Raw genomic sequence first — 22,745 nt, forward strand, 5'->3', positions numbered from 1 at the left:
AATATGGCAGTTTTAGAAATTGTAAAGCATCCAAATGAAGTGTTAGAAACATCATGCGAAAGAGTAATTAACTTTGATAAAAAGTTAGTGAAATTGTTAAAAGATATGCATGAAACAATGTTAATTGCAGACGGAGTTGGTCTAGCTGCGCCACAAGTAGGTGTAAGCTTACAAGTTGCTGTTGTTGATATAGGTGATGATACAGGTAAAATTGAATTAATTAATCCTGTTATTTTAGAAAAACGTGGTGAACAAGTAGGTCCCGAAGGCTGCTTAAGCTTTCCGGGACTTTATGGTGAAGTGGAGCGTGCAGATTACATTAAAGTACGTGCGCAAAATCGTCGCGGTAAAATATTTTTAGTAGAAGCGGATGACTTCTTAGCGCGTGCAATTCAGCATGAAATCGATCATTTACACGGTGTTTTATTTACATCTAAAGTGAAAAGATATTATGAAGCAGGCGAATTAGAATAGGTTTAAAAGGAGCGGTTTTTGAATGATGAAAGTAGTATTTATGGGGACACCGGACTTTTCTGTGCCGGTGCTTCGTCGTCTTATCGAGGACGGATATGACGTAGTTGGTGTTGTAACGCAACCGGATCGTCCAGTTGGTAGAAAAAAGGTTTTAACACCTACTCCTGTTAAAGTAGAAGCGGAGAAACATGGTATTCCAGTATTACAACCGTTAAAAATTCGTGAAAAAGACGAATATGAAAAAGTATTAGCACTAGAGCCAGACTTAATTGTAACAGCGGCATTTGGACAAATCGTACCGAATGAAATTTTAGAAGCGCCAAAGTATAGATGTATTAATGTCCACGCGTCATTACTTCCAGAACTTCGCGGTGGTGCACCAATTCATTATGCGATCATGGAAGGTAAAGAGAAAACAGGTATTACAATTATGTATATGGTAGAAAAATTAGATGCTGGCGATATATTAACACAAGTAGAAGTAGAAATTGAAGAGCGTGAAACAACAGGTTCATTATTTGATAAGTTAAGCGAAGCAGGAGCACACCTTTTATCTAAAACGGTTCCTTTACTAATTCAGGGTAAACTAGAACCAATTAAACAAAGTGAAGCTGAAGTGACGTTTGCATATAATATTAAACGTGAGCAAGAGATAATTGATTGGACAAAAACAGGTGAAGAAGTATACAATCACATTCGCGGATTGAATCCATGGCCAGTTGCTTATACGACTTTGGCAGGACAAGTTATTAAAGTATGGTGGGGAGAGAAGATCTCTATTACAGAGAAAGCTGAACCAGGTACAATAGTAGCTCTTGAAGAAGATGGATTTGTTGTTGCAACAGGGAATGAGACAGGTGTTAAAATCACTGAATTGCAACCGTCTGGTAAAAAGCGTATGAGTTGTTCACAATTTTTACGTGGAACAAAACCTGAAATTGGTACGAAGTTAGGAGAAAATGCATGAGACAAAATGTTCGTGAGTTAGCTCTGGATGGCTTAATTCAAGTAGAAAAAAGTGGTGCATATAGCAACTTACTTTTAAATAATCTGATCGAAAAAAATACAATTGACAGAAAAGATATTGGTTTATTAACTGAAATGGTATATGGAACAATTCAACGTCGTGACACACTAGATTATTATTTACAACCATTTTTAAGAAAAAAGGTTGAAGCGTGGGTAAGAGTGTTGCTTCGCCTATCTTTATATCAAATGTTATATTTAGACCGAGTTCCCGAAAGAGCGGCTATTCATGAAGCTGTTGAGATTGCAAAGCGTCGTGGGCATAAAGGGATTTCAGGTATGGTGAACGGAGTATTGCGTTCAATTCAGCGAGAAGGTGTACCTTCGTTAGAAGAAATCGAAAATCCAGTAGAACGTCTTGCAATTGCAACGAGTCATCCAATGTGGCTTGTACAAGAATGGGCATCCGAATATGGTTTAGAGACAGCAGAGAAAATGTGTGAAGTAAATATGTTGCCACCTGTACCAACAGCACGTGTAAATGTTGATAAAGTAACGGTAGAAGAAGCGGTTGCGTTATTAGCTGATGAGGGTATAGAAGCAAAACGTGGCGAATTGTCAGAGGATGCAATTCAAATTGAAAGAGGAAATGTCGCACATACAGAAGCGTTCAAAAAAGGTTTCCTTTCTATTCAAGATGAAAGCTCAATGCTTGTAGCACGTGCTTTAGAACCGAATAAAGGAGATGCAGTTCTAGATAGTTGTGCTGCTCCTGGCGGAAAAACAACTCATATTGCAGAGCGTTTGGACGGAACTGGTAAGGTAATGGCGCTTGATTTACACGCACATAAAGTACGTTTAATTGAACAACAGGCGAAGAGACTTGGTTTAGAAAATGTAGAAACGATGTCTTTAGATGCTAGAAAAGTTCAAGAGCATTTTGCAAATGAATCTTTTGACAAAATATTAGTAGATGCGCCATGTTCTGGATTTGGTGTTATTAGACGTAAACCTGATATTAAGTTAGGTAAAGATAAGGGCGATAGTGAAAGGTTATCAACGATTCAACTTGCGATACTAGAAAAAATAGCACCATTGTTAAAACAAGGTGGTCGCCTTGTTTATAGTACGTGCACAATTGAAAAAATAGAAAATGAACAAGTAATAAAGCAATTTTTACAAGAGCATCCTGAATTTGAATGGGATACTACGATAAAAGATCGTATGCCAGAAAAGTTAAATCCGTATATTGATGAAGGTCAAGTACGAATTTTACCGCATTATTTTGCAACAGATGGCTTTTATATTGCTTGTTTAAGAAAGAAGGTGTAGCATCATGGAAACGACTGTAAAAAAACAAAAGAAAAATCTAGAGACAAAGAAACCATCAATTTATTCTTTACAACTTCATGAAATGCAAGATTGGTTAAAGGAACAAGGAGAACCTAAGTTCCGTGCAGGACAAATTTTTGATTGGCTATATAAAAAACGTGTAAAAAATTATGAGGATATGTCAAACCTTGCTAAAGGATTGCGCGATAAATTGTCGAATTCCTTTGATATTACTACTTTAAACACTTTAGTAAAACAAACGTCTTCGGATGGAACGATTAAATTCCTATTCCAGTTATATGATGGGTACTCTATTGAAACTGTACTAATGCGACATGAGTATGGAAATTCTATTTGTGTAACAACACAGGTGGGTTGCCGCATTGGCTGTACGTTCTGTGCATCTACACTTGGTGGGTTAAAACGAAACTTAGAGGCTGGAGAAATTGTAGCGCAAGTAGTAGAAGTTCAGCGTGCGCTTGATGAAACAGAAGAACGTGTAAGTTCTCTTGTTGTTATGGGAATTGGAGAACCGTTTGATAATTATGATAACTTAATGTCATTCTTACGCATTGTAAATCATGAAAAAGGAATTCATATTGGTGCAAGACATATGACAGTTTCAACAAGTGGAATTGTTCCAAAAATTTATAAGTTCGCTGAAGAAGATATGCAAATCAATTTTGCGATTTCATTGCATGCTGCAAATACAGAGATACGTTCAAAATTAATGCCGATTAACCGTGCTTATAAGCTACCTGATTTAATGGAAGCTGTTAAATACTATGTAAATAGAACAGGGCGTCGTATTACATTTGAATATGGCTTATTTGGAGGAGAAAATGACCAAGTTGAGCACGCTGAAGAACTTGCTACGCTCTTAAAAGGTGTAAAATGTCATGTAAACTTAATTCCGGTAAACTACGTGCCAGAACGTGATTATGTACGTACGCCACGAGAGCAAATTTTCTTATTTGAAAAGACGTTAAAAGATCGTGGAGTGAATGTAACAATTCGCCGTGAACAAGGTCATGATATTGATGCAGCCTGCGGTCAGTTGCGTGCAAAGGAGCGCAAAGAAGAGACGAGGTGACGAGATGAAAGCCGTGTTTCTATCGGATAAAGGGAAAGTTCGTCAACATAATGAAGATAGTGCAGGAGTTTTTCGCAATTTAGATGGAAATATTTTAGCGGTAGTAGCAGATGGAATGGGAGGTCATCGAGCTGGCGATGTAGCTAGCTCGATGGCTATTCAATTATTCCATGATTATTGGAAGCAAACGCATAATATGAATGAGCCTAAAAAGGTAGAAAAGTGGTTACATACTAACGTTGGAATTATTAATGAGCGCATATATGCTTACTCTCAGCAGCATGTAGAATGTAATGGCATGGGAACAACGGTTATCATGGCGATTTGTACACCTAGTTTTGTAACAATAGGTCATATAGGAGATAGTCGTTGTTATATGGTATCAGAGGGAGAAATATCGCTTGTAACGGAAGATCACTCACTTGTAAATGAACTTGTTAGGCACGGTGAAATTTCAAAAGAAGATGCAGAATATCACCCGAAAAAGAATGTTCTGTTAAGAGCGTTAGGAACAGAAGAAAAAGTCGGACTAGATGTTAAAACATTGGTGCTCGAAGAAGACGATCAATTGCTTCTTTGCTCTGATGGATTGTCTAACAAAGTCCCTATGGCTGATATGCAACAAATTTTACAATTGAATGAACAGCTCGAGGCGAAGGGAGAGCATCTCATTCAATTAGCAAATGATCGTGGTGGAGAAGATAATATCACCCTCGTTATTATTGATTATGCGGATTCGACAAACGAAAGTAGGTGAAGTGCAACGTGCTGATTGGAAAACGCTTAAATGACCGTTATAAGCTGCTGAAAATGATTGGCGGTGGAGGAATGGCCAATGTATATTTAGCTCATGATGATATACTTGGCCGCGATGTAGCGGTAAAAATATTAAGACTCGACTATTCAAATAACGAAGAGTTTATTAAACGTTTCCATCGAGAAGCGCAATCTGTTACAACGTTGTCGCATCCAAATATTGTGAATATGTATGATGTTGGGGAAGAGGATGGTATATATTATCTTGTAATGGAATATGTACCTGGACGAACATTGAAGCAATACATAATCGATCGAGGGATGTTACCGATAGGAGAAGCTCTTGATATAATGGAGCAGTTAACGTCCGCTATGGCACACGCCCATCATTTTGAGATTGTACATCGCGATATTAAACCGCACAATATTTTGATTCGAGATGACGGAGTGATAAAAGTAACAGACTTTGGAATTGCGACAGCTACAAGTGCAGCAACGATTACACATACAAATTCGGTGCTCGGTTCGGTGCATTATTTATCACCAGAACAAGCGCGCGGCGGTATAGCGAATAAACAATCAGATATTTATTCACTTGGGATTGTTATGTTTGAATTGTTAACAGGAAGACAACCGTTTTCTGGGGAATCTGCTGTTGCAATTGCGTTAAAACATTTACAAAATGAAATGCCATCTCCAAAAAGATGGAATGAAAATATTCCACAAAGTGTTGAAAATATTATATTAAAGGCGACTGCGAAAGATCCATTTCATCGATATCAATCTGCTAACGCGATGAAACGAGATATTGAAACAGCACTATACCCAGAACGAATAAATGAACAACCATTTTACATACCAGAAGATATGGAAGCGACGAAAGCGATTCCAATTATTCAACAAGAACAACTATTTCAAAATGTAAGTGATGAAACGATTGTATTAAAAGGAAGTAAAGTGGATGAACAAGTAAGAAAAGAAGAGACTGAATCAGGTAAGAAGAAAAAACGAAGTAATAAATGGCTGAAAGTTTTAATTACAACATTTTTACTGTTAGCAATAGGGACAACCTTAGCACTTACTGTTATTCCAGGCTTCTTTATTCCGAAAGATGTGAAGGTTCCTGATGTGGCTGGTATGAAATATACGACAGCTGTAAATACATTAGTTGAAAAAGGGTTTGAAGTTACTGAACCTAATCTTGTATATACAGATGATGTTGAAGCCGGAAAAGTGATAAAAACAGATCCTATAGCAGGAAGAGTAGTGAAAGAAAACTCTAAAATTACTATCTATCAATCAGGTGGGAAAAAGAAAAGTAAGATGCGTGATTTGACAGGAAAAGATTTCGAGAGTATAAGAGCTGATTTAGAAGAAAAATATAAACAAGTTACAATAAATTATATTGAAAATGATAAGCCGAAAGGTGAAATTGTAGAGCAAATACCAACGCCTGATCAAATGGTTATAGAAGCTGAACAAGAACTGAAAGTTTGGGTAAGTAAAGGACCTTATCAAATAAGACCAGGTGATTTTTCAGGGTGGACTGAAAATAGTGTAAAAGGTTATTTAAATGAAAGAAAGCTCGTTTCTGATATAAAAAGAGAGTATTCAGATACGGTTGATAAAGGCCTTGTTATTTCACAGTTACCAAAGCCTGGGACACCTTTAAAAGAAGGAGATAAAGTATCGATTGTTATCTCCGATGGTCCGAAGCCTAAAGTGACGAAAACGGTAAAAGTGGATAACATTTCTATCCCATATGAAGCTTCTGCAACAGGTGATAAAAAGCCGCAAACAATAGAAATTTATAAAGAAGATATGCAGCAAAAAATGGATAAACCAGTTGAAACGAGAACAATTACTGAGTCAGCGATTATTTCTTTAGAATTTGTAATTCAAGAAGGTGCAAAGGGACACTATAAGATTGTCCGAGATGGAGTAACGATTATGGACAAGGAAGTACCATATCCAGCTCAATAATAGTGAATTCCATCGTCCTTATATAGAAGATGGAATTCATTACTCTTGCCTGTTATGCTGTCTACATCGTGGACTGTATAACAGGCAAAAATATATGATTCAAAAAGCTGTAAAAGTGATACTGTTGTAAATAATATTTCAAATTTGATGGTAGATTAAATATATGAACCTGGGTATATATTTGGTGGGTTTTGAAATAATTGTTTAAAGAACTCTAGTCTATTCATATTTAATTGCAGTTTCATCTTATACAAAATAAAGGAGAATTATATGCCAGAAGGAAAAATTGTAAAAGCCCTAAGTGGGTTTTATTACGTGCAGAATGAGGAAGGGATTACACAATGTCGCGGGCGTGGTGTATTTAGAAAGAATAAAATTACACCACTTGTAGGAGACCAAGTTGTTTTTCAAGCGGATAATCCGAATGAAGGTTATGTGTTAGAAGTATTTGATCGAAAAAATGAACTTGTTAGACCTCCTATTGCTAATGTTGATCAAGCTATTCTTGTTTTCTCTGCAGTAGAACCTGATTTTAATCCAGGACTGTTAGATCGATTTTTAGTATTGATTGAATATCATAACATTAAACCGATTATTTGTATTAGTAAGATGGATTTAGTAGATGAAAAAATGAGAGAAACTGTTGAATCTTATGCAAATGATTATCGTGAAATGGGTTATGATGTGTTGTTTACTTCTATAAATACATCGGAAAGTATTGATATTCTGAAACCATTTTTAGAAGGTTGTATTTCCGTCGTTGCAGGCCAATCTGGTGTTGGGAAATCTTCAATGCTAAACGTATTACGTCCAGATTTAGAATTGAAAACTAATGATATTTCTTCACATTTAGGACGTGGAAAGCATACGACAAGACACGTGGAATTAATTACAGTTGGAAGTGGACTTGTTGCGGATACACCTGGTTTTAGTTCGCTTGACTTCATAGATATAGAGGTAGAAGATCTTACATATTGTTTTCCAGAGTTGAAAGAAGAGAGCCAATACTGTAAATTTAGAGGGTGTACACACATTGCTGAACCGAAATGCGCGGTGAAAGCTGCGGTTGAAGAAGGAAAGATTACCGAATATCGTTATAAGAATTACAAACAATTCGTAGAAGAAATTAGAGAGAGAAAGCCGAGGTATTAGTAATGATTAAAATTGCACCATCGATTTTATCAGCAGATTTTTCAAGATTAGGGGAAGAGATTAAAGATGTAGAAAAAGGTGGAGCTGACTACATTCACGTCGATGTAATGGATGGACATTTCGTACCAAATATTACGATTGGACCATTAATTGTAGAAGCAATCCGTCCGATTACATCATTACCGTTAGATGTACATTTAATGATTGAAAATCCTGATAACTATATCCCAACTTTCGCAAAAGCAGGAGCTGATATTATTACTGTCCATGTAGAAGCTTGTCCACATCTACATCGTACAATTCAGTTAATTAAATCTCATGACATTAAAGCGGGAGTTGTATTAAATCCACATACTCCAGTTTCAACGATTGAGCATGTATTAGAAGATATAGACATGGTATTACTTATGACAGTAAATCCTGGATTTGGCGGACAGAAATTTATTCATTCTGTATTACCGAAAATCAAACAAGTTGCAGAAATGGTTAAAGAGCGAAATCTACAAGTGGAAATTGAAGTTGATGGTGGTGTCAACACTGAAACGGCAAGACTTTGTATTGAAGCAGGAGCGAATGTTCTTGTAGCAGGATCAGCGGTATACAATCAAAAAGACCGCGGTGAAGCAATTCGTGTAATTCGCGGATAAAGAATGCACCGTTATCCTAGTGAAGCTTCTAGTTCAGTAAGACTTCACTATTTATACATGTTAGAGTGGAAAATAAGAAGAAAGGCAATCTACCGAATGGCAGATTGCCTTTTTACAATAGAAGGGGAAGGAAAAATGATTATTCATATTTTAGCGGGAGGACCTGCAGAATACTGCGCAGATTTTTCTCGGTATGAAAATGAAGAAGTAGTTTGGGCGGCCGTTGATAGAGGAGTGTACCGTTTGTTGAAAAGGGGAATCACTCCGGCTGTTGCGTTTGGGGATTATGATTCAGTTACTGATGAGGAATTAGCATGGATGGGACAGCAGACAAATGAATTACATATTGTCCCGCGAGAAAAAGATCAAACAGATTTAGAAATTGCCATTAGCTGGGCTTTAGAACAGAAACCAAAGTTAATTCGTATTTTTGGTGCTACTGGTGGAAGACTTGATCATGGTTTAGCAAATATTCAGATGCTTTTAAAGGGATTAGAAGTAAATATAGAAATGTGTATTGTGGACAATAAAAATGAAATAATGGTGAAAAATTTTGGTATGTATATAATTGAAGGAAACGAACATTTTCCATACGTATCATTTGTACCAGTTACTGAAAGGGTAGAAGGTATTACACTTCACGGTTTTAAGTACCCTCTTACTAATAAAACAATAGAGTGGGGATCGACACTTTGTATTAGTAATGAACTCATTGAGGAAAAAGGTAATTTTTCATTTACTTCTGGCATATTAATGATGATAAGAAGCACTGATTGAAGAAACAATTTTGCTCCTTGCATCATATAGTGAACAAGTGGAGTAATGGGGATTAGGAGGGAAACCATGAGATTTTATACAATTAAGTTACCTAAATTTCTTGGTGGAATTGTTCGTGCGATGTTAAATACCTTCAAAAAAGACTAAAAAAAGCACCTATTACCGGTGCTTTTTCCATTGGTATAATAAAAAAAGAGCCTAGCGGCTCTTTTTTTTATTATTAAACACGTTCGATTTTGCCAGATTTTAACGCTCTAGCAGAAACGTAAACACGTTGAACTTTTCCGTCGATGCGTACGCGAACTTTTTGAAGGTTAGCGCCCCATTTACGTTTTGTAGCGTTCATTGCGTGAGAACGAGAGTTACCAGAACGAGCTTTTCTTCCAGTGATAGCACAAACACGAGCCATTTATATTTCCCTCCCTTAACTACCGTAACATACGTAATTTTTCAATGTTAGCCTTTTATGCGATGCTAAAAACACTACTATAATTTAACACAACTAAAAAGAGAATGCAACACCGTAGGAAAAAGAAATCAAGAAAAAATACTTGACACCATATGTCAATGGAGAAAAGGTGAAATCAAGAAAAATTGCTTGACATATTATAGTGGTACATGTTGTATAATAACAATGGACTATTTTGCTCATCATAAAAAAATGTAATTTAAAACATAAAATATGAGAGTGAAAAAGAAAGAACGATGGAATTTTCTTTAAAAAGATTATATGATAGTAACTAAAGTAGTCTAGCTCACTTTCACCATTTATGAAGGGGGAAACGAGATGTCAATTGAAATTAAAACGAAGTACGGTCAAATTGATATTAGTACAGATGTAATTGCAACAATTGCTGGAGGTGCCGCAGTAGATTGCTACGGTATCGTAGGTATGGCATCAAAAAATCAGTTAAAAGATGGATTAACAGACATTTTACGAAAAGAAAACTTCACTAGAGGCGTTATTGTTCGTAAAGATGAAGATGAAGTACATATTGATATGTATATTATTGTGAGCTATGGTACGAAAATTTCAGAAGTAGCACATAACGTGCAGACTAAAGTGAAATATACATTAGATCAAACTGTAGGACTAGCAGTAGATTCTGTAAACATCTACGTACAAGGAGTTAAAGTAATAAACTTGTAATGTGCATTAAGGAGGAAAATCTGTGTCAATTCAAAAAATTGATGGAAAACGTTTATCACAAATGATCATTCAAGGAGCCAATAATTTAACAAATAATGTTCAGCTTGTTGATGCATTAAACGTATTCCCAGTTCCAGATGGCGATACCGGTACAAACATGAACTTATCAATGACTTCAGGCGCACGTGAAGTGAAAGCAAATCTTTCACAGCATGCTGGTAAAGTCGGCGTAAGTTTAGCCAAAGGATTATTAATGGGGGCTCGTGGTAACTCTGGGGTTATTTTATCTCAGTTATTCCGTGGTTTCTCTAAATCCATTGAACAAAAAGAAGAATTAACGACAGTTGATTTTGCTGCAGCTTTAGAAGCTGGAGTAGAGGCAGCTTACAAAGCGGTTATGAAACCAATTGAAGGAACGATTTTAACGGTTGCAAGAGAAACGGGTAAATATGCAGTGACAGTTGCGAAAAAACAGCGCGACTTTGTTTTGTTTATGGAAGACGTTGTAAAAGAAGCAAACGCATCGTTAAATCGTACGCCAGATTTATTACCTGTATTAAAACAAGTTGGCGTTGTAGATAGCGGTGGTAAAGGTCTTGTTGTTGTATATGAAGGATTTTTAGCTGACTTAAAAGGAGAAACGATTTCTTCTAATGTGCCTGCCCAACCATCTATGAATGACATGGTACGCGCAGAACATCACCGTAGTGTACAAAGCCAATTGAGTACAGAAGATATTAAGTATGGATATTGTACGGAATTCATGGTGAAATTAGAGCCTAAAAAAATGAAGGAACATAATTTCTCTGAACAAAAATTCCGTGAAGATATTAGTGTGTACGGAGATTCACTACTTGTTGTATCGGATGATGAGGTTGTAAAGGTTCATATCCATGCGGAACATCCTGGAGAACCTATGAACTATGGACAACGTTACGGTAGTCTAATTAAGATCAAAGTAGAAAATATGCGTGAACAGCATACTGCTTTATTAGATGAACCTACCATGGTGCCGGAACAAACGAATCAGCCAATAGAGAAACAACCGTATGGTATTGTAACTGTAGCTATGGGATCGGGTATTAAAACTTTATTTGAGAGCATTGGCGCAACGAAAGTTATCGAAGGTGGCCAAACGATGAATCCGAGTACGGAGGATATTGTGAAGGCGATTGAAGAGGCGAATGCTGAAAAAATCATCATCTTACCAAATAACGGGAATATCGTGATGGCAGCAGAACAAGCAGCGTCAGTTGTAGAACAAGAAGTTATTGTTATTCGTTCAAAAACAGTTCCTCAAGGTATGGCTGCAATGTTAGCATTTAATCCAGTTGGAACGCTAGAAGAGAATGAAGAAAACATGAAAGAAGCTTTAGCTCATGTGAAAACAGGTCAGATTACGTATGCTGTTCGTGATACGGAAATTGACGGTGTAGCGATTCAAAAAGATGATTTCATGTGTCTTGCAGATGGGAAAATTGTATCTACAAATGCTGAGAAAGTAGGAGCTGCAAAGCAATTACTAGAAGCGCTAATTGATGAGGATTCTGAAATCGTAACGATCCTACAAGGTGAAGATGCAACAGATGAAGAAGTGGCTGAATTAGTTGCGTTTGTAGAAGAGAACTTTGAAGATGCAGAAGTAGAAGTACATGCAGGGAACCAACCGGTGTATTCTTTCATCTTCTCTGTAGAATAAGAAAAGATTCGATTTGAAAATAAATGGGTTACTTACTTGCTAATGGATAAGAAATAGTGATATGAAATTTATTACTAGTTTTTATTCAAAAGGCTAGCATATTGATGATAGAAAAGAGCCTTGCTGCTAATAGTGAGGCTCTTTTCTTACGTATTGTACAACTTTGCTTTATCCCGCTATTTGTGGGCAGTAAAACTCCCACCCCTAAATTCGGCTGGAGCAAAGAAGTTAGGTGGGAGATAAACTGCCCGTAAACGCCCGATTGGTGAAGGCTAATAATCAGTGGGGGATGAACAAAACCCCCACTGATTATAGTTTCACTTTATACAGAGGGATTAGAGTAGTTTCTCTTAGAATGCCTATGATAGAATATATAAGGTGAAAGAGAGCGATTACAGATGTCAATGATATTAATGGATAATCAATAGAATGAATCAAAGAAAATAATGTGACGGAGCGTGAGAATCTTGAATGAAGTTGTACAAGTTCCTGTTACGGATGTAAAGGGAATCGGAGGAGAAACATCTGAGTTGTTACACGAGATGGGAATTTATACAGTTTCTCATCTATTAGAACATTTTCCGTACCGCTATGAAGACTATGCGATGAAAGATCTTGCTGAAGTAAAGCATGACGAGCGTGTAACAGTTGAGGGGAAAGTTCATAGTGCTCCTTTACTGCAATATTATGGGAAGAAGAAGTCACGTCTTACAGTTCGTGTTCTCGTCGGTCGTTATTTAATTACAGCTGTATGTTTTAATAGACCATACTATAAACAAAAGTTAAATTTAGATGAAACGGTAACGATTACTGGTAAATGGGATCAGCATCGCCAAACAATTGCTGTATCAGAACTGAATTTTGGACTGGTTGTACGACAACAAGAAGTAGAACCTGTATATTCAGTGAAAGGAAAACTGACAGTAAAACAGATGCGCCGTTTTGTTGCACAAGCATTTAAGGAGTATGGAGATTCTATAGTCGAAGTGTTACCAGATGGTTTGTTAAGTCGATATAAATTATTATCACGCTATGAAGCGCTCAGAGGGTTACATTTTCCAGTGGGACAGGAAGACTTAAAGCAAGCGCGTCGCCGTTTTGTATATGAGGAGTTTTTCTTGTTTCAGTTGAAAATGCAAACATTACGGAAAATGGAAAGGGAAAACTCGAAAGGGACGAAAAAAGAAATTTCATTAGTAGAATTGCAAGAGTTTACTGATGCACTTCCGTTTCCGTTAACTGGTGCACAACGCCGGGTTGTAGATGAAATAATGAAAGATATGACATCTCCGTACCGAATGAATCGATTATTGCAAGGGGATGTAGGTTCTGGGAAAACAGTTGTTGCTGCGATTGCTCTTTATGCGGCGAAATTGGCTCATTATCAAGGTGCTTTGATGGTTCCTACAGAAATTTTAGCCGAACAACATTATCAGTCGCTCGCGGAGACGTTTTCACATTTTGGTATGAAGGTTGAATTGCTAACAAGTTCTGTTAAAGGTGCGAGACGTCGAGAAATTTTGTCGAGATTAGAACAAGGAGAAGTAGACATCCTTGTTGGGACGCACGCTTTAATTCAAGACGAAGTTATATTTCATAGGTTAGGTCTCGTTATTACCGATGAACAGCATCGATTTGGTGTGGCGCAGCGCCGGGTTTTACGTGAGAAAGGTGAAAGTCCAGATGTGTTGTTTATGACGGCGACCCCAATCCCGCGTACGTTAGCTATCACTGCATTTGGAGAGATGGACGTTTCTATTATCGATGAAATGCCAGCTGGTAGAAAGGTAATCGAAACGTACTGGGCAAAACATGATATGTTAGATCGTGTTCTCGGCTTTGTGGAGAAAGAGATAAAAAAAGGAAGACAGGCATATGTTATTTGCCCTCTTATTGAAGAGTCTGAGAAGCTTGATGTACAAAATACTATCGACTTACATAGTATGCTGACTCATCATTATCAAGGGAAATGCCAAGTTGGATTAATGCATGGGAGACTATCATCCCAAGAAAAAGAAGAGATAATGGGACAGTTTAGTGAAAATAAAGTGCAAATTCTTGTGTCGACAACAGTTGTTGAAGTAGGTGTGAATGTACCAAATGCGACTGTTATGGTTATTTATGATGCGGAACGTTTCGGTTTATCACAGCTCCATCAGCTGAGGGGGCGTGTTGGGCGTGGTAGTGAACAATCATATTGTTTATTAATTGCGGACCCAAAATCAGAAACGGGAAAAGAAAGAATGCGCATTATGACTGAAACAAATGATGGATTTGTATTGTCAGAAAAAGATTTAGAGTTACGAGGTCCTGGGGATTTCTTTGGAAGTAAGCAAAGTGGTCTACCAGAATTTAAGGTTGCTGATATGGTGCATGATTATCGGGCGTTAGAAACAGCAAGACAAGATGCGGCGATACTAGTTGATTCAGAAGCGTTTTGGCATAATGATCAGTATGCTTCGCTGCGTACTTATCTTGATGGGACAGGTGTGTTCCAGGGAGAGAAGCTCGATTAAAAGTAGTCTGCAAAAGTTTTTGTTGCATTCTACTTTTAATGATTATATACTACTTTTAGTACCTAGTCATAAAAATGGATGGTGCGGTATGAAAAAAAGAAGAAGTAAAAAAGAAAGACAAGAATTATTACAACAAACAATAGAAACGAATCCTTTTATAACGGATGAAGATTTAGCGGAAAAATTTCAAGTGAGCATACAAACTGTTCGTCTTGATCGTATGGAATTATCTATTCCTGAATTAAGAGAACGAATTAAGCATGTGGCTACAAAACAACATGAAGAAGACGTGAAATCTTTACCGTTAGAAGAGGTTGTCGGAGAAATTATCGATATAGAATTAGATAGACATGCGATTTCTATCTTTGAAGTAAAGGTAGAACATGTATTTAAAAGAAATCAAATTGCTCGTGGGCATCATTTGTTTGCGCAAGCAAACTCACTAGCTGTTGCGGTTATTGATGAAGAATTAGCTTTAACTGCAAAGTCCACCATTCGATATATTCGTCCTGTAAAATTAGGAGAGCGTGTTGTTGCAAAAGTACGTGTTGAAGATGTAGAGAATGATAAAGGACGGACGGTTGTCAAAGTGCGTAGCTTTGTTGGAGAAGAACTTGTCTTTACAGGCACTTTTGAAATGTATCGATCTAGTAATTATAGTGAGGAAGGTAACAACTTATGAAAATCGCAATAGATGCAATGGGCGGCGATCATGCACCAAAGGCTGTAGTATTAGGAGCAATGAAAGCTATTAAGGAATACTCAGATTTACATATTACGTTAGTAGGGAAAGAAGAGAGAATTCGTCAATATTTAACGAGTGAAGAGCGAATTACTATACTTCATACGGACGAAAAAATCGAATCGACAGACGAACCAGTAAGAGCGGTTCGTCGAAAAAAACAAGCTTCAATGGTACTAGCGGCGCAGCAAGTAAAAGACGGTGTAGCGGATGCTTGTATATCAGCAGGTAGTACAGGAGCTTTGATGGCAGCTGGATTGTTTGTTGTTGGTCGTATGGAAGGAATTGAACGACCAGCTTTATCACCTACAATGCCAACTGTTGATGGAGAAGGTTTTGTTATGTTAGATGTTGGAGCCAACGTTGATGCAAAACCAATTCATTTATATCAATATGCAGTAATGGGCTCTGTTTACGCCGAGAAGGTAAGAGGAATTAAAAATCCACGCGTTGGACTTTTAAACGTTGGAACAGAGGATGGTAAAGGAAACGAGCTTTCAAAACAGGTCTTTGGTATGCTCAAAGATGCACCAATTAATTTCGTTGGAAACGTGGAATCAAGAGATTTATTGCAAGGTGTAGCAGACGTTGTTGTATGTGATGGTTTTACGGGTAATGTAGCGCTAAAATCATTAGAAGGAACAGCACTTGCGTTATTCTCTATGTTAAAAGAACAATTAATGAGTTCGTTTACGAGCAAATTAGCAGCAGCGGTATTAAAACCAAAACTTATGGTATTGAAAGATAAAATGGATTATTCGGAGTATGGCGGAGCGGCGTTGTTTGGATTGAAAGCTCCTGTCATTAAGGCTCACGGTTCTTCTAATGACCAATCGATATTTAGTGCGATTCGTCAAACGAGAGAAATGGTAGCGAAAGAAGTAATTCCTACAATTTCAAGTGTAATGGAGAAGGAGCCGCTTCAATAAGAGGAGGATTTGAAATGGGAAAAATAGCATTTCTTTTTCCGGGCCAAGGTTCACAGGCAGTTGGAATGGGTAGACAGTTAGCGGAGAATAATAAAGAGGTTGCGAAAGTGTTTGCAAAAGCGGATGAGGTTTTGCATGATTCTCTTTCAGAAGTAATTTTTGAAGGACCGCAGGAAAAGTTAACATTAACGACAAATGCGCAGCCGGCACTATTAACAACGAGCTTTGCAATTTTAACAGCTTTGAAGGAGTATGATATTATACCTGATTTTGTCGCAGGACATAGTTTAGGTGAATATAGCGCTCTTGTAGCTGCTGGTGCATTAACATTCGAAGACGCTGTATATGCTGTAAGGAAACGCGGGGAATATATGGAAGAAGCTGTTCCAGGCGGGGAAGGTGCAATGGCAGCTATTTTAGGTGCGGATCCGGATATGCTGAAACGAGTTACAGAAGAAGTAACAAGTGAAGGATACGCAGTACAAATTGCTAATATGAATAGTACGAAGCAAATTGTTATTTCTGGAACAAAGCAAGGAGTAGAACTTGCTTCTCAAAGAGCGAAAGAAAATGGCGCTAAAAGAGCAATTCCGCTCAAAGTAAGTGGACCGTTTCATTCCTCGCTTATGAAACCAGCTGCTGAGAAATTCCAAAGTGTTTTAAATGAAATTACAATTCAAGACACGAATATTCCTATTATTGCAAATGTTACGGCGGATGTTATTACACGTGGTACAGATATTCAAGAAAAGCTAATTGAACAGCTCTATTCGCCTGTATTATGGTACCCATCTATTGAGTATATGGTGAATCAAGGGGTAGATACATTTATTGAAATCGGACCTGGAAAAGTACTTGCTGGTCTTATGAAGTCGATTGATTCTTCAGTGAAAGCATATGCGATATACGATGAAGAGACATTAAAAGATACCATTTCAAATTTGAGAGGAGAAAGCTGATGTTAAAAGGGAAAGTAGCATTAGTAACTGGTGCTTCACGTGGGATTGGTCGTGCGATTGCCATTGATTTAGCGAAACAAGGGGCAAATGTTGTAGTAAATTATGCTGGTAATGAGCAAAAGGCGAATGAAGTAGTTGATGAAATAAAGAAATTAGGTTCAGATGCCATTGCAGTAAGAGCGGATGTTGCAAATGCTGATGATGTTACAAGTATGGTGAAACAAACTGTAGATACGTTTGGACAAGTTGATATTCTTGTAAATAACGCTGGTGTAACAAAAGATAATTTATTAATGCGTATGAAAGAAGAAGAATGGGATACAGTTATTAATACAAACTTAAAAGGTGTTTTCTTATGTACGAAAGCAGTATCGCGCTATATGATGCGTCAACGTCATGGACGTATTATTAATATCGCTTCTGTTGTTGGTGTAACAGGAAACCCAGGACAAGCAAATTATGTAGCTGCTAAAGCTGGTGTAATTGGATTAACAAAAACATCAGCAAAAGAATTAGCGAGCCGAAATATTACTGTAAATGCAATTGCTCCAGGGTTTATTGCGACTGATATGACGGATGTATTAGATGAAAATATAAAAGCAGAAATGTTAAAATTAATTCCTGCGGCTCAGTTTGGAGAAGCACAAGATATCGCAAATACTGTAACGTTTTTCGCTTCTGATCAAAGCAAATATGTTACAGGTCAAACGTTAAATGTTGACGGCGGTATGGTAATGTAATAAAAGAATCGATTTCACCTAGTTTTTTTGGACAATATTTTATATAATATTTGAGGGGAGGTGAATAAAATGGCAGATGTTTTAGAGCGTGTAACAAAAATTGTCGTTGATCGTTTAGGAGTAGAAGAAACTGAAGTAGTACCAGCTGCAAGCTTCAAAGAAGATTTAGGCGCAGACTCCCTAGATGTAGTAGAACTTGTAATGCAATTAGAAGATGAATTCGAAATGGAAATTTCTGATGAAGATGCTGAAAAGATTGCTACTGTTGGCGATGCTGTGACTTACATAGAGAGTCATCTATAATGCTTAAGTGAAGTCCCGTTTTTTAACGGGGCTTCTCGGCTTATATCTGGAGGGACCTATGCCGTACCGAAAACATAGAGAAAAAAAATACGAAACAAAATATCGTGAAGCTTTTAAAATATTTCAAGAAAAGATAGGTATTACGTTTACAGATGAAAAATTATTGATTCAAGCATTTACGCATTCATCGTATGTGAATGAGCATCGAAAAAAACCGCATGAGGACAATGAGCGTCTTGAATTTCTTGGCGATGCTGTATTGGAACTCACTGTATCACAGTATCTGTTTCAAAAATATCCGACAATGAGCGAAGGAGAGTTAACAAAACTACGTGCAGCTATTGTATGTGAGCCATCTCTTGTTCGTTTTGCAAACGAAATGTCATTTGGTAGCCTTGTTTTATTAGGAAAAGGTGAGGAAATGACGGGTGGACGTGAACGACCAGCTTTATTAGCGGATGTCTTTGAAGCGTTTATTGGTGCCCTTTATCTTGATCAAGGGCTAGAAACAGTTTGGGGATACTTAAAAGAAGTTGTATATCCAAAAATTAATGAAGGTGCTTTTTCTCATGTGATGGATTATAAGAGTCAATTGCAAGAATTGATTCAGCGTGATGGTAGTGGCAATATTGAGTATCAAATTTTGCAAGAAAAAGGACCGGCCCACAACCGAGAATTTGTGTCCCGTGTAACTTTAAATAATGAGGCATTAGGTCTTGGAAGTGGTAAGTCAAAAAAAGAGGCAGAGCAACAAGCTGCTGCAGAAGCATTGAAAAAATTAAAAGAACAATCATAAGGAATCCCCCTTTGAATGAGGGGGATTCCTTATGCATAGAATGAAACTTTCCTTTTATTTATAAATAAAAGGAGTGGGAAATCCGTATAGTAGCTTGTTTTCGTATAGACAACGTTTACAACAACGGAGAATAGGAGGAAGGCCTTTCGTGTTTTTAAAAAGATTAGAAATAGCAGGATTTAAATCTTTTGCTGAGCGTGTATCTGTCGATTTTGTTCCAGGTGTAACTTCTGTAGTAGGACCTAACGGGAGCGGGAAAAGTAATATTACTGATGCAATTCGCTGGGTACTTGGTGAACAATCTGCAAAGTCATTACGCGGTGCAAAGATGGAGGATATTATTTTTGCCGGCAGTGATACGAGAAGAGCGGTTAATGTTGCTGAAGTTACATTAACTTTAAATAATGAAGACCAACGCTTACCGATTGAATATAACGAGGTGTGTGTAACGCGTCGTGTATCTCGTTCGGGTGATAGTGATTTTTATATTAATAAACAATCTTGTAGATTGAAAGATATTATTGATTTATTTATGGACTCTGGTATGGGAAGAGAAGCTTTTTCAATTATTAGCCAGGGGAAAGTCGAAGAGATTTTGAGTAGTAAATCAGAAGAACGTCGTGGTGTATTTGAAGAAGCGGCGGGTGTGCTGAAATACAAACTTCGTAAAAAGAAAGCTGAAGGGAAATTGGCGGAAACACAAGAAAACTTAAATCGTGTACAAGATATTATTCACGAATTAAGTAGTCAAGTAGAACCACTAGAAAGACAAGCTTCTATTGCGAAAGATTATCTTGAGAAAAAAGAAGAATTAGAGAAAGTAGAAGCTGCGCTTATTGTACATGAAATCGAAGAATTACATGAAAAGTGGGAAGCGCTTCGAAATCAATTTGGGCATAATAAAGATGAAGAAGCTAAAATGTCGGCGAACTTACAAAAAAATGAAGAAGAGCTTGAGGAATTACGCGGGCAATTACAAGCTGTTGATGAATCTGTAAATTCCTTACAAGAAGTTCTCCTTCTGTCTAGTAAAGAACTAGAAAAACTAGAAGGGCAACGCGAGCTGTTAAAGGAAAGAAAGCAAAATGCAACGACGCATTGTGCGCAGCTTGAAAAGCTAATTGTTGAGTTAACAGAGAAAGCTACAAGTTATGATGACGAAATTGAAACAAGTACAGAAGCGTTAATGCAATTTGTGAATCAAGTAAAAGAATTGGAGAAGAAATTGTATGATAACGAGCAATTACTTGCGACTTTTGCTGAGAATTTAGAGGAACAAATTGAGAATTTAAAAGGTGACTATATTGAACTTTTAAATCAACAAGCAAGTCTTCGTAATGAATTATCTATGATTGAAGAACAATCAAAACAGCAAAACTCTAAAAACGAACGACTTGATGAAGAAAATGAAAAGTATGTACAGATGCGTGTGGGAATTACAGCGAAAAAGGCGAAACTTGTAGAAAGTTATGAGCAAGCGAGAGAGAAAATAGCTGGCATTATTTCTAACATACAGAAGACAGAAACGGCACTTGGGAAATGTAAGTCACAGTATAGTGAAAATGAAACGAAACTGTATCAAGCGTATCAATTTGTGCAACAGGCGCGCTCTCGGAAAGAAATGTTAGAAGAGATGCAAGAGGACTATTCTGGCTTCTATCAAGGGGTACGTGAAGTATTAAAGGCTAGAGAAAATAGGCTACAAGGTATTGAGGGAGCTGTTGCAGAACTTCTGACTGTGCCGAAAGAATATGAAATCGCAATGGAAATCGCCCTTGGGGCAGCGATGCAACATATCGTAGTACAAACAGAAGAACATGCTCGTAATGCAATTGCATTTTTAAAGCAAAATAAACATGGCCGTGCAACGTTTTTACCTCAAGCTGTTATTAAAAGCCGATCGCTATCATTTGATCAATTACGCATTGTGAACCAGCATCCATCGTTTGTCGGTGTAGCGGCAGAACTTGTGCAGTACAATAATAAATATGAGAATGTAGTTTCCAGTTTATTAGGTACTGTTGTTGTTGCGAAAGATTTACGCGGAGCAAATGAGTTAGCGAAACAACTGCAATACCGCTATCGTATTGTAACACTCGAAGGTGACGTAGTGAATCCGGGTGGTTCTATGACGGGTGGAGCTGTAAAACAGGCGAAATCCTCTTTATTGGGACGTCAACGTGAACTTGAAGAGTGGACTAAAAAACTAACTGACATGGAAGAAAAAACAACGAAGCTAGAAAACTTTGTTAAAGCAGTAAAGCAAGAGATTCAAGAAAAAGAAGTACAAATACGAGAGCTACGCCAAGGTGTAGAGACCGAACGTGTAGATGAACAGAAGCTAAGAGAAGAAATTAATCGTTTAGAATTAGATGAACATCGTATTAATGATCGTTTATCGATTTACGATTTAGAGATTGAAGGATTTTTACAAGATCAAGTAAAAATGCAAGGGCGTAAAGAAGAGTTAGAAAAGATTTTAGCGACTCTTCAAGCGGAGATTGTGGAATTAGATAGCAAAATCGTCGTTTTAACGAAACAAAAAAGTGAACAACATTCTTCAAAAGAAAAAGTTCAGAAGGAAATGACGGAGCTAAAAGTACAAGCTGCTGAACAACAACAACGTTTGTCAAATCAAAAAGAAAAAGTCGAACGATTGACGAAGGAAAAAGAAGAGACTGATGCGACGCTTGTAAAAACGAAGGAAGATTTAGCGTTCTTAAAGCAAGAGATGACATCTAATTCAAGTGGCGAAGAACAAATTACGAATATGATTGAGAAGAAAGCGTATGATCGTAATCAAACTTCGGAGTTAATTCGTTCTCGTCGTGACCAACGCGTATCATTGCAAGAAAGAGTAGAGCATTTAGAGCGCGGTGCGAAAGAAACAATAGGTAAACATAAATATATTCTTGAGATGCTGAAAGATCAAGAAGTGAAAATTAACCGACTTGATGTAGAGCTGGAAAATAGATTGCAACATTTACGTGAAACATATACTATTTCATTTGAAGCAGCAAAACTTAAGTATACAATGATGATGCCCGCAGAAGATGCACGTAAAAAGGTGAAACTAATTAAACTATCCATCGAAGAGTTAGGCGCAGTAAATTTAGGGGCAATTGATGAATATGAACGTGTAGCAGAGCGCCATACATTTTTATTAGAGCAAAGAGATGACCTAGAAGAAGCGAAATCGACATTGCATCAACTTATTATGGAAATGGATGAAGAGATGAAAAAACGCTTTTCTACTACGTTCGAAGGGATTCGAACAGAGTTTCAATATGTATTCTCTGAACTATTCGGAGGTGGAAGAGCGGATTTAGTAATGACAAATCCAGAAGATTTACTAAATACTGGTATTGACATTGTAGCGCAACCACCAGGAAAGAAACTACAAAACTTAGGTTTACTTTCAGGGGGAGAGCGTGCTTTAACGGCAATTGCGCTCTTATTTGGTATTTTAAAAGTACGCCCAGTCCCATTCTGTGTACTAGATGAAGTAGAAGCAGCTCTTGATGAGGCAAACGTTGCTCGTTTTGCGCAGTATTTAAAGAAATTTAGTGATGAAACACAGTTTATTGTAATTACACACCGAAAAGGTACAATGGAAGAGTCTGATGTATTGTACGGTGTCACAATGCAAGAATCAGGGGTATCGAAGCTTGTTTCTGTTCGTTTAGATGATGGCGAAGAACTTGTTGCAAGTAGATAGGAAGGATGGGAAG

21 protein-coding genes are annotated in these 22,745 nt (G+C 37.4%); 20 read left to right on the forward strand and 1 reads right to left on the reverse strand.

Annotated features, from left to right (window positions below; all coding sequences use genetic code 11):
• Window positions 1–3: 3 nt before the first annotated feature.
• The 10 genes from def (at window position 4) to spoVM (ending at window position 9,327) form a co-directional block, all read left to right on the forward strand.
• A complete protein-coding gene (def, locus tag ACE38F_RS09635; protein ID WP_215553976.1) occupies window positions 4–474 on the forward strand; it encodes a peptide deformylase in 471 nt (156 codons plus the stop codon).
• Window positions 475–496: 22 nt separating this feature from the next.
• Window positions 497–1,441, forward strand: a complete 945-nt coding sequence (gene fmt, locus ACE38F_RS09640; protein WP_002160723.1) for a methionyl-tRNA formyltransferase — start codon at window positions 497–499, stop codon at window positions 1,439–1,441.
• Entirely contained in the window at window positions 1,438–2,772 is a 1,335-nt protein-coding gene (gene rsmB, locus ACE38F_RS09645; RefSeq protein WP_375369433.1) for a 16S rRNA (cytosine(967)-C(5))-methyltransferase RsmB, read from the forward strand. Before fmt ends, rsmB begins: the two co-directional genes overlap by 4 nt.
• A gap of 4 nt (window positions 2,773–2,776) precedes the next feature.
• Window positions 2,777–3,865, forward strand: a complete 1,089-nt coding sequence (gene rlmN, locus ACE38F_RS09650) for a dual-specificity RNA methyltransferase RlmN (RefSeq protein ID WP_199714954.1) — start codon at window positions 2,777–2,779, stop codon at window positions 3,863–3,865.
• Window positions 3,866–3,869: 4 nt separating this feature from the next.
• Window positions 3,870–4,622, forward strand: coding sequence for a Stp1/IreP family PP2C-type Ser/Thr phosphatase (locus ACE38F_RS09655; protein WP_215553974.1), 753 nt, complete (start codon window positions 3,870–3,872; stop codon window positions 4,620–4,622).
• A gap of 8 nt (window positions 4,623–4,630) precedes the next feature.
• Window positions 4,631–6,604 carry a Stk1 family PASTA domain-containing Ser/Thr kinase gene (gene pknB, locus ACE38F_RS09660; RefSeq protein WP_375369432.1) on the forward strand — a complete coding sequence of 658 codons (1,974 nt, stop codon included), beginning with the start codon at window positions 4,631–4,633 and terminating at the stop codon, window positions 6,602–6,604.
• Window positions 6,605–6,874: 270 nt separating this feature from the next.
• A complete protein-coding gene (gene rsgA / locus ACE38F_RS09665; RefSeq protein ID WP_215553972.1) occupies window positions 6,875–7,756 on the forward strand; it encodes a ribosome small subunit-dependent GTPase A in 882 nt (293 codons plus the stop codon).
• A 2-nt stretch (window positions 7,757–7,758) separates the two neighbouring features.
• A complete protein-coding gene (gene rpe, locus ACE38F_RS09670; RefSeq protein WP_215553971.1) occupies window positions 7,759–8,403 on the forward strand; it encodes a ribulose-phosphate 3-epimerase in 645 nt (214 codons plus the stop codon).
• A gap of 96 nt (window positions 8,404–8,499) precedes the next feature.
• On the forward strand, window positions 8,500–9,180 hold the full coding sequence (locus ACE38F_RS09675) for a thiamine diphosphokinase (protein ID WP_215553970.1): 681 nt from the start codon (window positions 8,500–8,502) through the stop codon (window positions 9,178–9,180).
• A gap of 66 nt (window positions 9,181–9,246) precedes the next feature.
• Window positions 9,247–9,327 carry a stage V sporulation protein SpoVM gene (spoVM, locus tag ACE38F_RS09680; protein WP_001213599.1) on the forward strand — a complete coding sequence of 27 codons (81 nt, stop codon included), beginning with the start codon at window positions 9,247–9,249 and terminating at the stop codon, window positions 9,325–9,327.
• Between the two features lie 73 nt (window positions 9,328–9,400).
• On the opposite strand, the gene rpmB is transcribed toward spoVM, so the two are convergent.
• Window positions 9,401–9,589: a 50S ribosomal protein L28 gene (gene rpmB / locus ACE38F_RS09685; RefSeq protein ID WP_000124776.1), complete on the reverse strand. Its 189-nt coding sequence runs from the start codon at window positions 9,587–9,589 to the stop codon at window positions 9,401–9,403.
• A 378-nt stretch (window positions 9,590–9,967) separates the two neighbouring features.
• On the opposite strand from rpmB, the gene ACE38F_RS09690 reads away from it, so the two are divergent.
• From ACE38F_RS09690 to smc, 10 genes are all read left to right on the forward strand, one after another.
• Window positions 9,968–10,330, forward strand: coding sequence for an Asp23/Gls24 family envelope stress response protein (locus tag ACE38F_RS09690; RefSeq protein ID WP_000021109.1), 363 nt, complete (start codon window positions 9,968–9,970; stop codon window positions 10,328–10,330).
• A 22-nt stretch (window positions 10,331–10,352) separates the two neighbouring features.
• Complete coding sequence (locus ACE38F_RS09695; RefSeq protein ID WP_215553969.1) at window positions 10,353–12,029, forward strand: DAK2 domain-containing protein; 1,677 nt, start codon at window positions 10,353–10,355, stop codon at window positions 12,027–12,029.
• Between the two features lie 467 nt (window positions 12,030–12,496).
• On the forward strand, window positions 12,497–14,545 hold the full coding sequence (recG, locus tag ACE38F_RS09700; protein ID WP_341305998.1) for an ATP-dependent DNA helicase RecG: 2,049 nt from the start codon (window positions 12,497–12,499) through the stop codon (window positions 14,543–14,545).
• 88 nt (window positions 14,546–14,633) lie between these two features.
• Window positions 14,634–15,227: a transcription factor FapR gene (gene fapR / locus ACE38F_RS09705; protein WP_000747354.1), complete on the forward strand. Its 594-nt coding sequence runs from the start codon at window positions 14,634–14,636 to the stop codon at window positions 15,225–15,227.
• The gene (plsX, locus tag ACE38F_RS09710) at window positions 15,224–16,216 is read left to right on the forward strand and encodes a phosphate acyltransferase PlsX (protein WP_375369431.1); all 993 of its coding nucleotides are present in this window, start codon (window positions 15,224–15,226) and stop codon (window positions 16,214–16,216) included. The genes fapR and plsX overlap by 4 nt, the downstream gene beginning before the upstream one ends.
• A gap of 14 nt (window positions 16,217–16,230) precedes the next feature.
• The gene (gene fabD / locus ACE38F_RS09715) at window positions 16,231–17,175 is read left to right on the forward strand and encodes an ACP S-malonyltransferase (protein ID WP_375369430.1); all 945 of its coding nucleotides are present in this window, start codon (window positions 16,231–16,233) and stop codon (window positions 17,173–17,175) included.
• The gene (fabG, locus tag ACE38F_RS09720; protein WP_016106004.1) at window positions 17,175–17,915 is read left to right on the forward strand and encodes a 3-oxoacyl-[acyl-carrier-protein] reductase; all 741 of its coding nucleotides are present in this window, start codon (window positions 17,175–17,177) and stop codon (window positions 17,913–17,915) included. The genes fabD and fabG overlap by 1 nt, the downstream gene beginning before the upstream one ends.
• A gap of 69 nt (window positions 17,916–17,984) precedes the next feature.
• On the forward strand, window positions 17,985–18,218 hold the full coding sequence (gene acpP, locus ACE38F_RS09725) for an acyl carrier protein (protein ID WP_002014515.1): 234 nt from the start codon (window positions 17,985–17,987) through the stop codon (window positions 18,216–18,218).
• A gap of 58 nt (window positions 18,219–18,276) precedes the next feature.
• Window positions 18,277–19,014, forward strand: a complete 738-nt coding sequence (gene rncS / locus ACE38F_RS09730) for a ribonuclease III (protein WP_375369429.1) — start codon at window positions 18,277–18,279, stop codon at window positions 19,012–19,014.
• A gap of 148 nt (window positions 19,015–19,162) precedes the next feature.
• Complete coding sequence (gene smc / locus ACE38F_RS09735) at window positions 19,163–22,732, forward strand: chromosome segregation protein SMC (protein ID WP_375369428.1); 3,570 nt, start codon at window positions 19,163–19,165, stop codon at window positions 22,730–22,732.
• Window positions 22,733–22,745 lie beyond the last annotated feature (13 nt).

This window comes from Bacillus altaicus (genome assembly GCF_042136375.2).
GTDB classification, from domain to species: domain Bacteria; phylum Bacillota; class Bacilli; order Bacillales; family Bacillaceae_G; genus Bacillus_A; species Bacillus_A cereus_U.

Coding starts and splice junctions, on each gene's coding strand:
- def (WP_215553976.1), top strand. CDS start 4: ATGGCAGTTTTAGAAATTGTAAAGCATCCAAATGAAGTGTTAGAAACA.
- fmt (WP_002160723.1), top strand. CDS start 497: ATGATGAAAGTAGTATTTATGGGGACACCGGACTTTTCTGTGCCGGTG.
- rsmB (WP_375369433.1), top strand. CDS start 1,438: ATGAGACAAAATGTTCGTGAGTTAGCTCTGGATGGCTTAATTCAAGTA.
- rlmN (WP_199714954.1), top strand. CDS start 2,777: ATGGAAACGACTGTAAAAAAACAAAAGAAAAATCTAGAGACAAAGAAA.
- ACE38F_RS09655 (WP_215553974.1), top strand. CDS start 3,870: ATGAAAGCCGTGTTTCTATCGGATAAAGGGAAAGTTCGTCAACATAAT.
- rsgA (WP_215553972.1), top strand. CDS start 6,875: ATGCCAGAAGGAAAAATTGTAAAAGCCCTAAGTGGGTTTTATTACGTG.
- rpe (WP_215553971.1), top strand. CDS start 7,759: ATGATTAAAATTGCACCATCGATTTTATCAGCAGATTTTTCAAGATTA.
- ACE38F_RS09675 (WP_215553970.1), top strand. CDS start 8,500: ATGGCAGATTGCCTTTTTACAATAGAAGGGGAAGGAAAAATGATTATT.
- spoVM (WP_001213599.1), top strand. CDS start 9,247: ATGAGATTTTATACAATTAAGTTACCTAAATTTCTTGGTGGAATTGTT.
- rpmB (WP_000124776.1), bottom strand. CDS start 9,589: ATGGCTCGTGTTTGTGCTATCACTGGAAGAAAAGCTCGTTCTGGTAAC.
- ACE38F_RS09690 (WP_000021109.1), top strand. CDS start 9,968: ATGTCAATTGAAATTAAAACGAAGTACGGTCAAATTGATATTAGTACA.
- fapR (WP_000747354.1), top strand. CDS start 14,634: ATGAAAAAAAGAAGAAGTAAAAAAGAAAGACAAGAATTATTACAACAA.
- plsX (WP_375369431.1), top strand. CDS start 15,224: ATGAAAATCGCAATAGATGCAATGGGCGGCGATCATGCACCAAAGGCT.
- fabD (WP_375369430.1), top strand. CDS start 16,231: ATGGGAAAAATAGCATTTCTTTTTCCGGGCCAAGGTTCACAGGCAGTT.
- fabG (WP_016106004.1), top strand. CDS start 17,175: ATGTTAAAAGGGAAAGTAGCATTAGTAACTGGTGCTTCACGTGGGATT.
- acpP (WP_002014515.1), top strand. CDS start 17,985: ATGGCAGATGTTTTAGAGCGTGTAACAAAAATTGTCGTTGATCGTTTA.
- rncS (WP_375369429.1), top strand. CDS start 18,277: ATGCCGTACCGAAAACATAGAGAAAAAAAATACGAAACAAAATATCGT.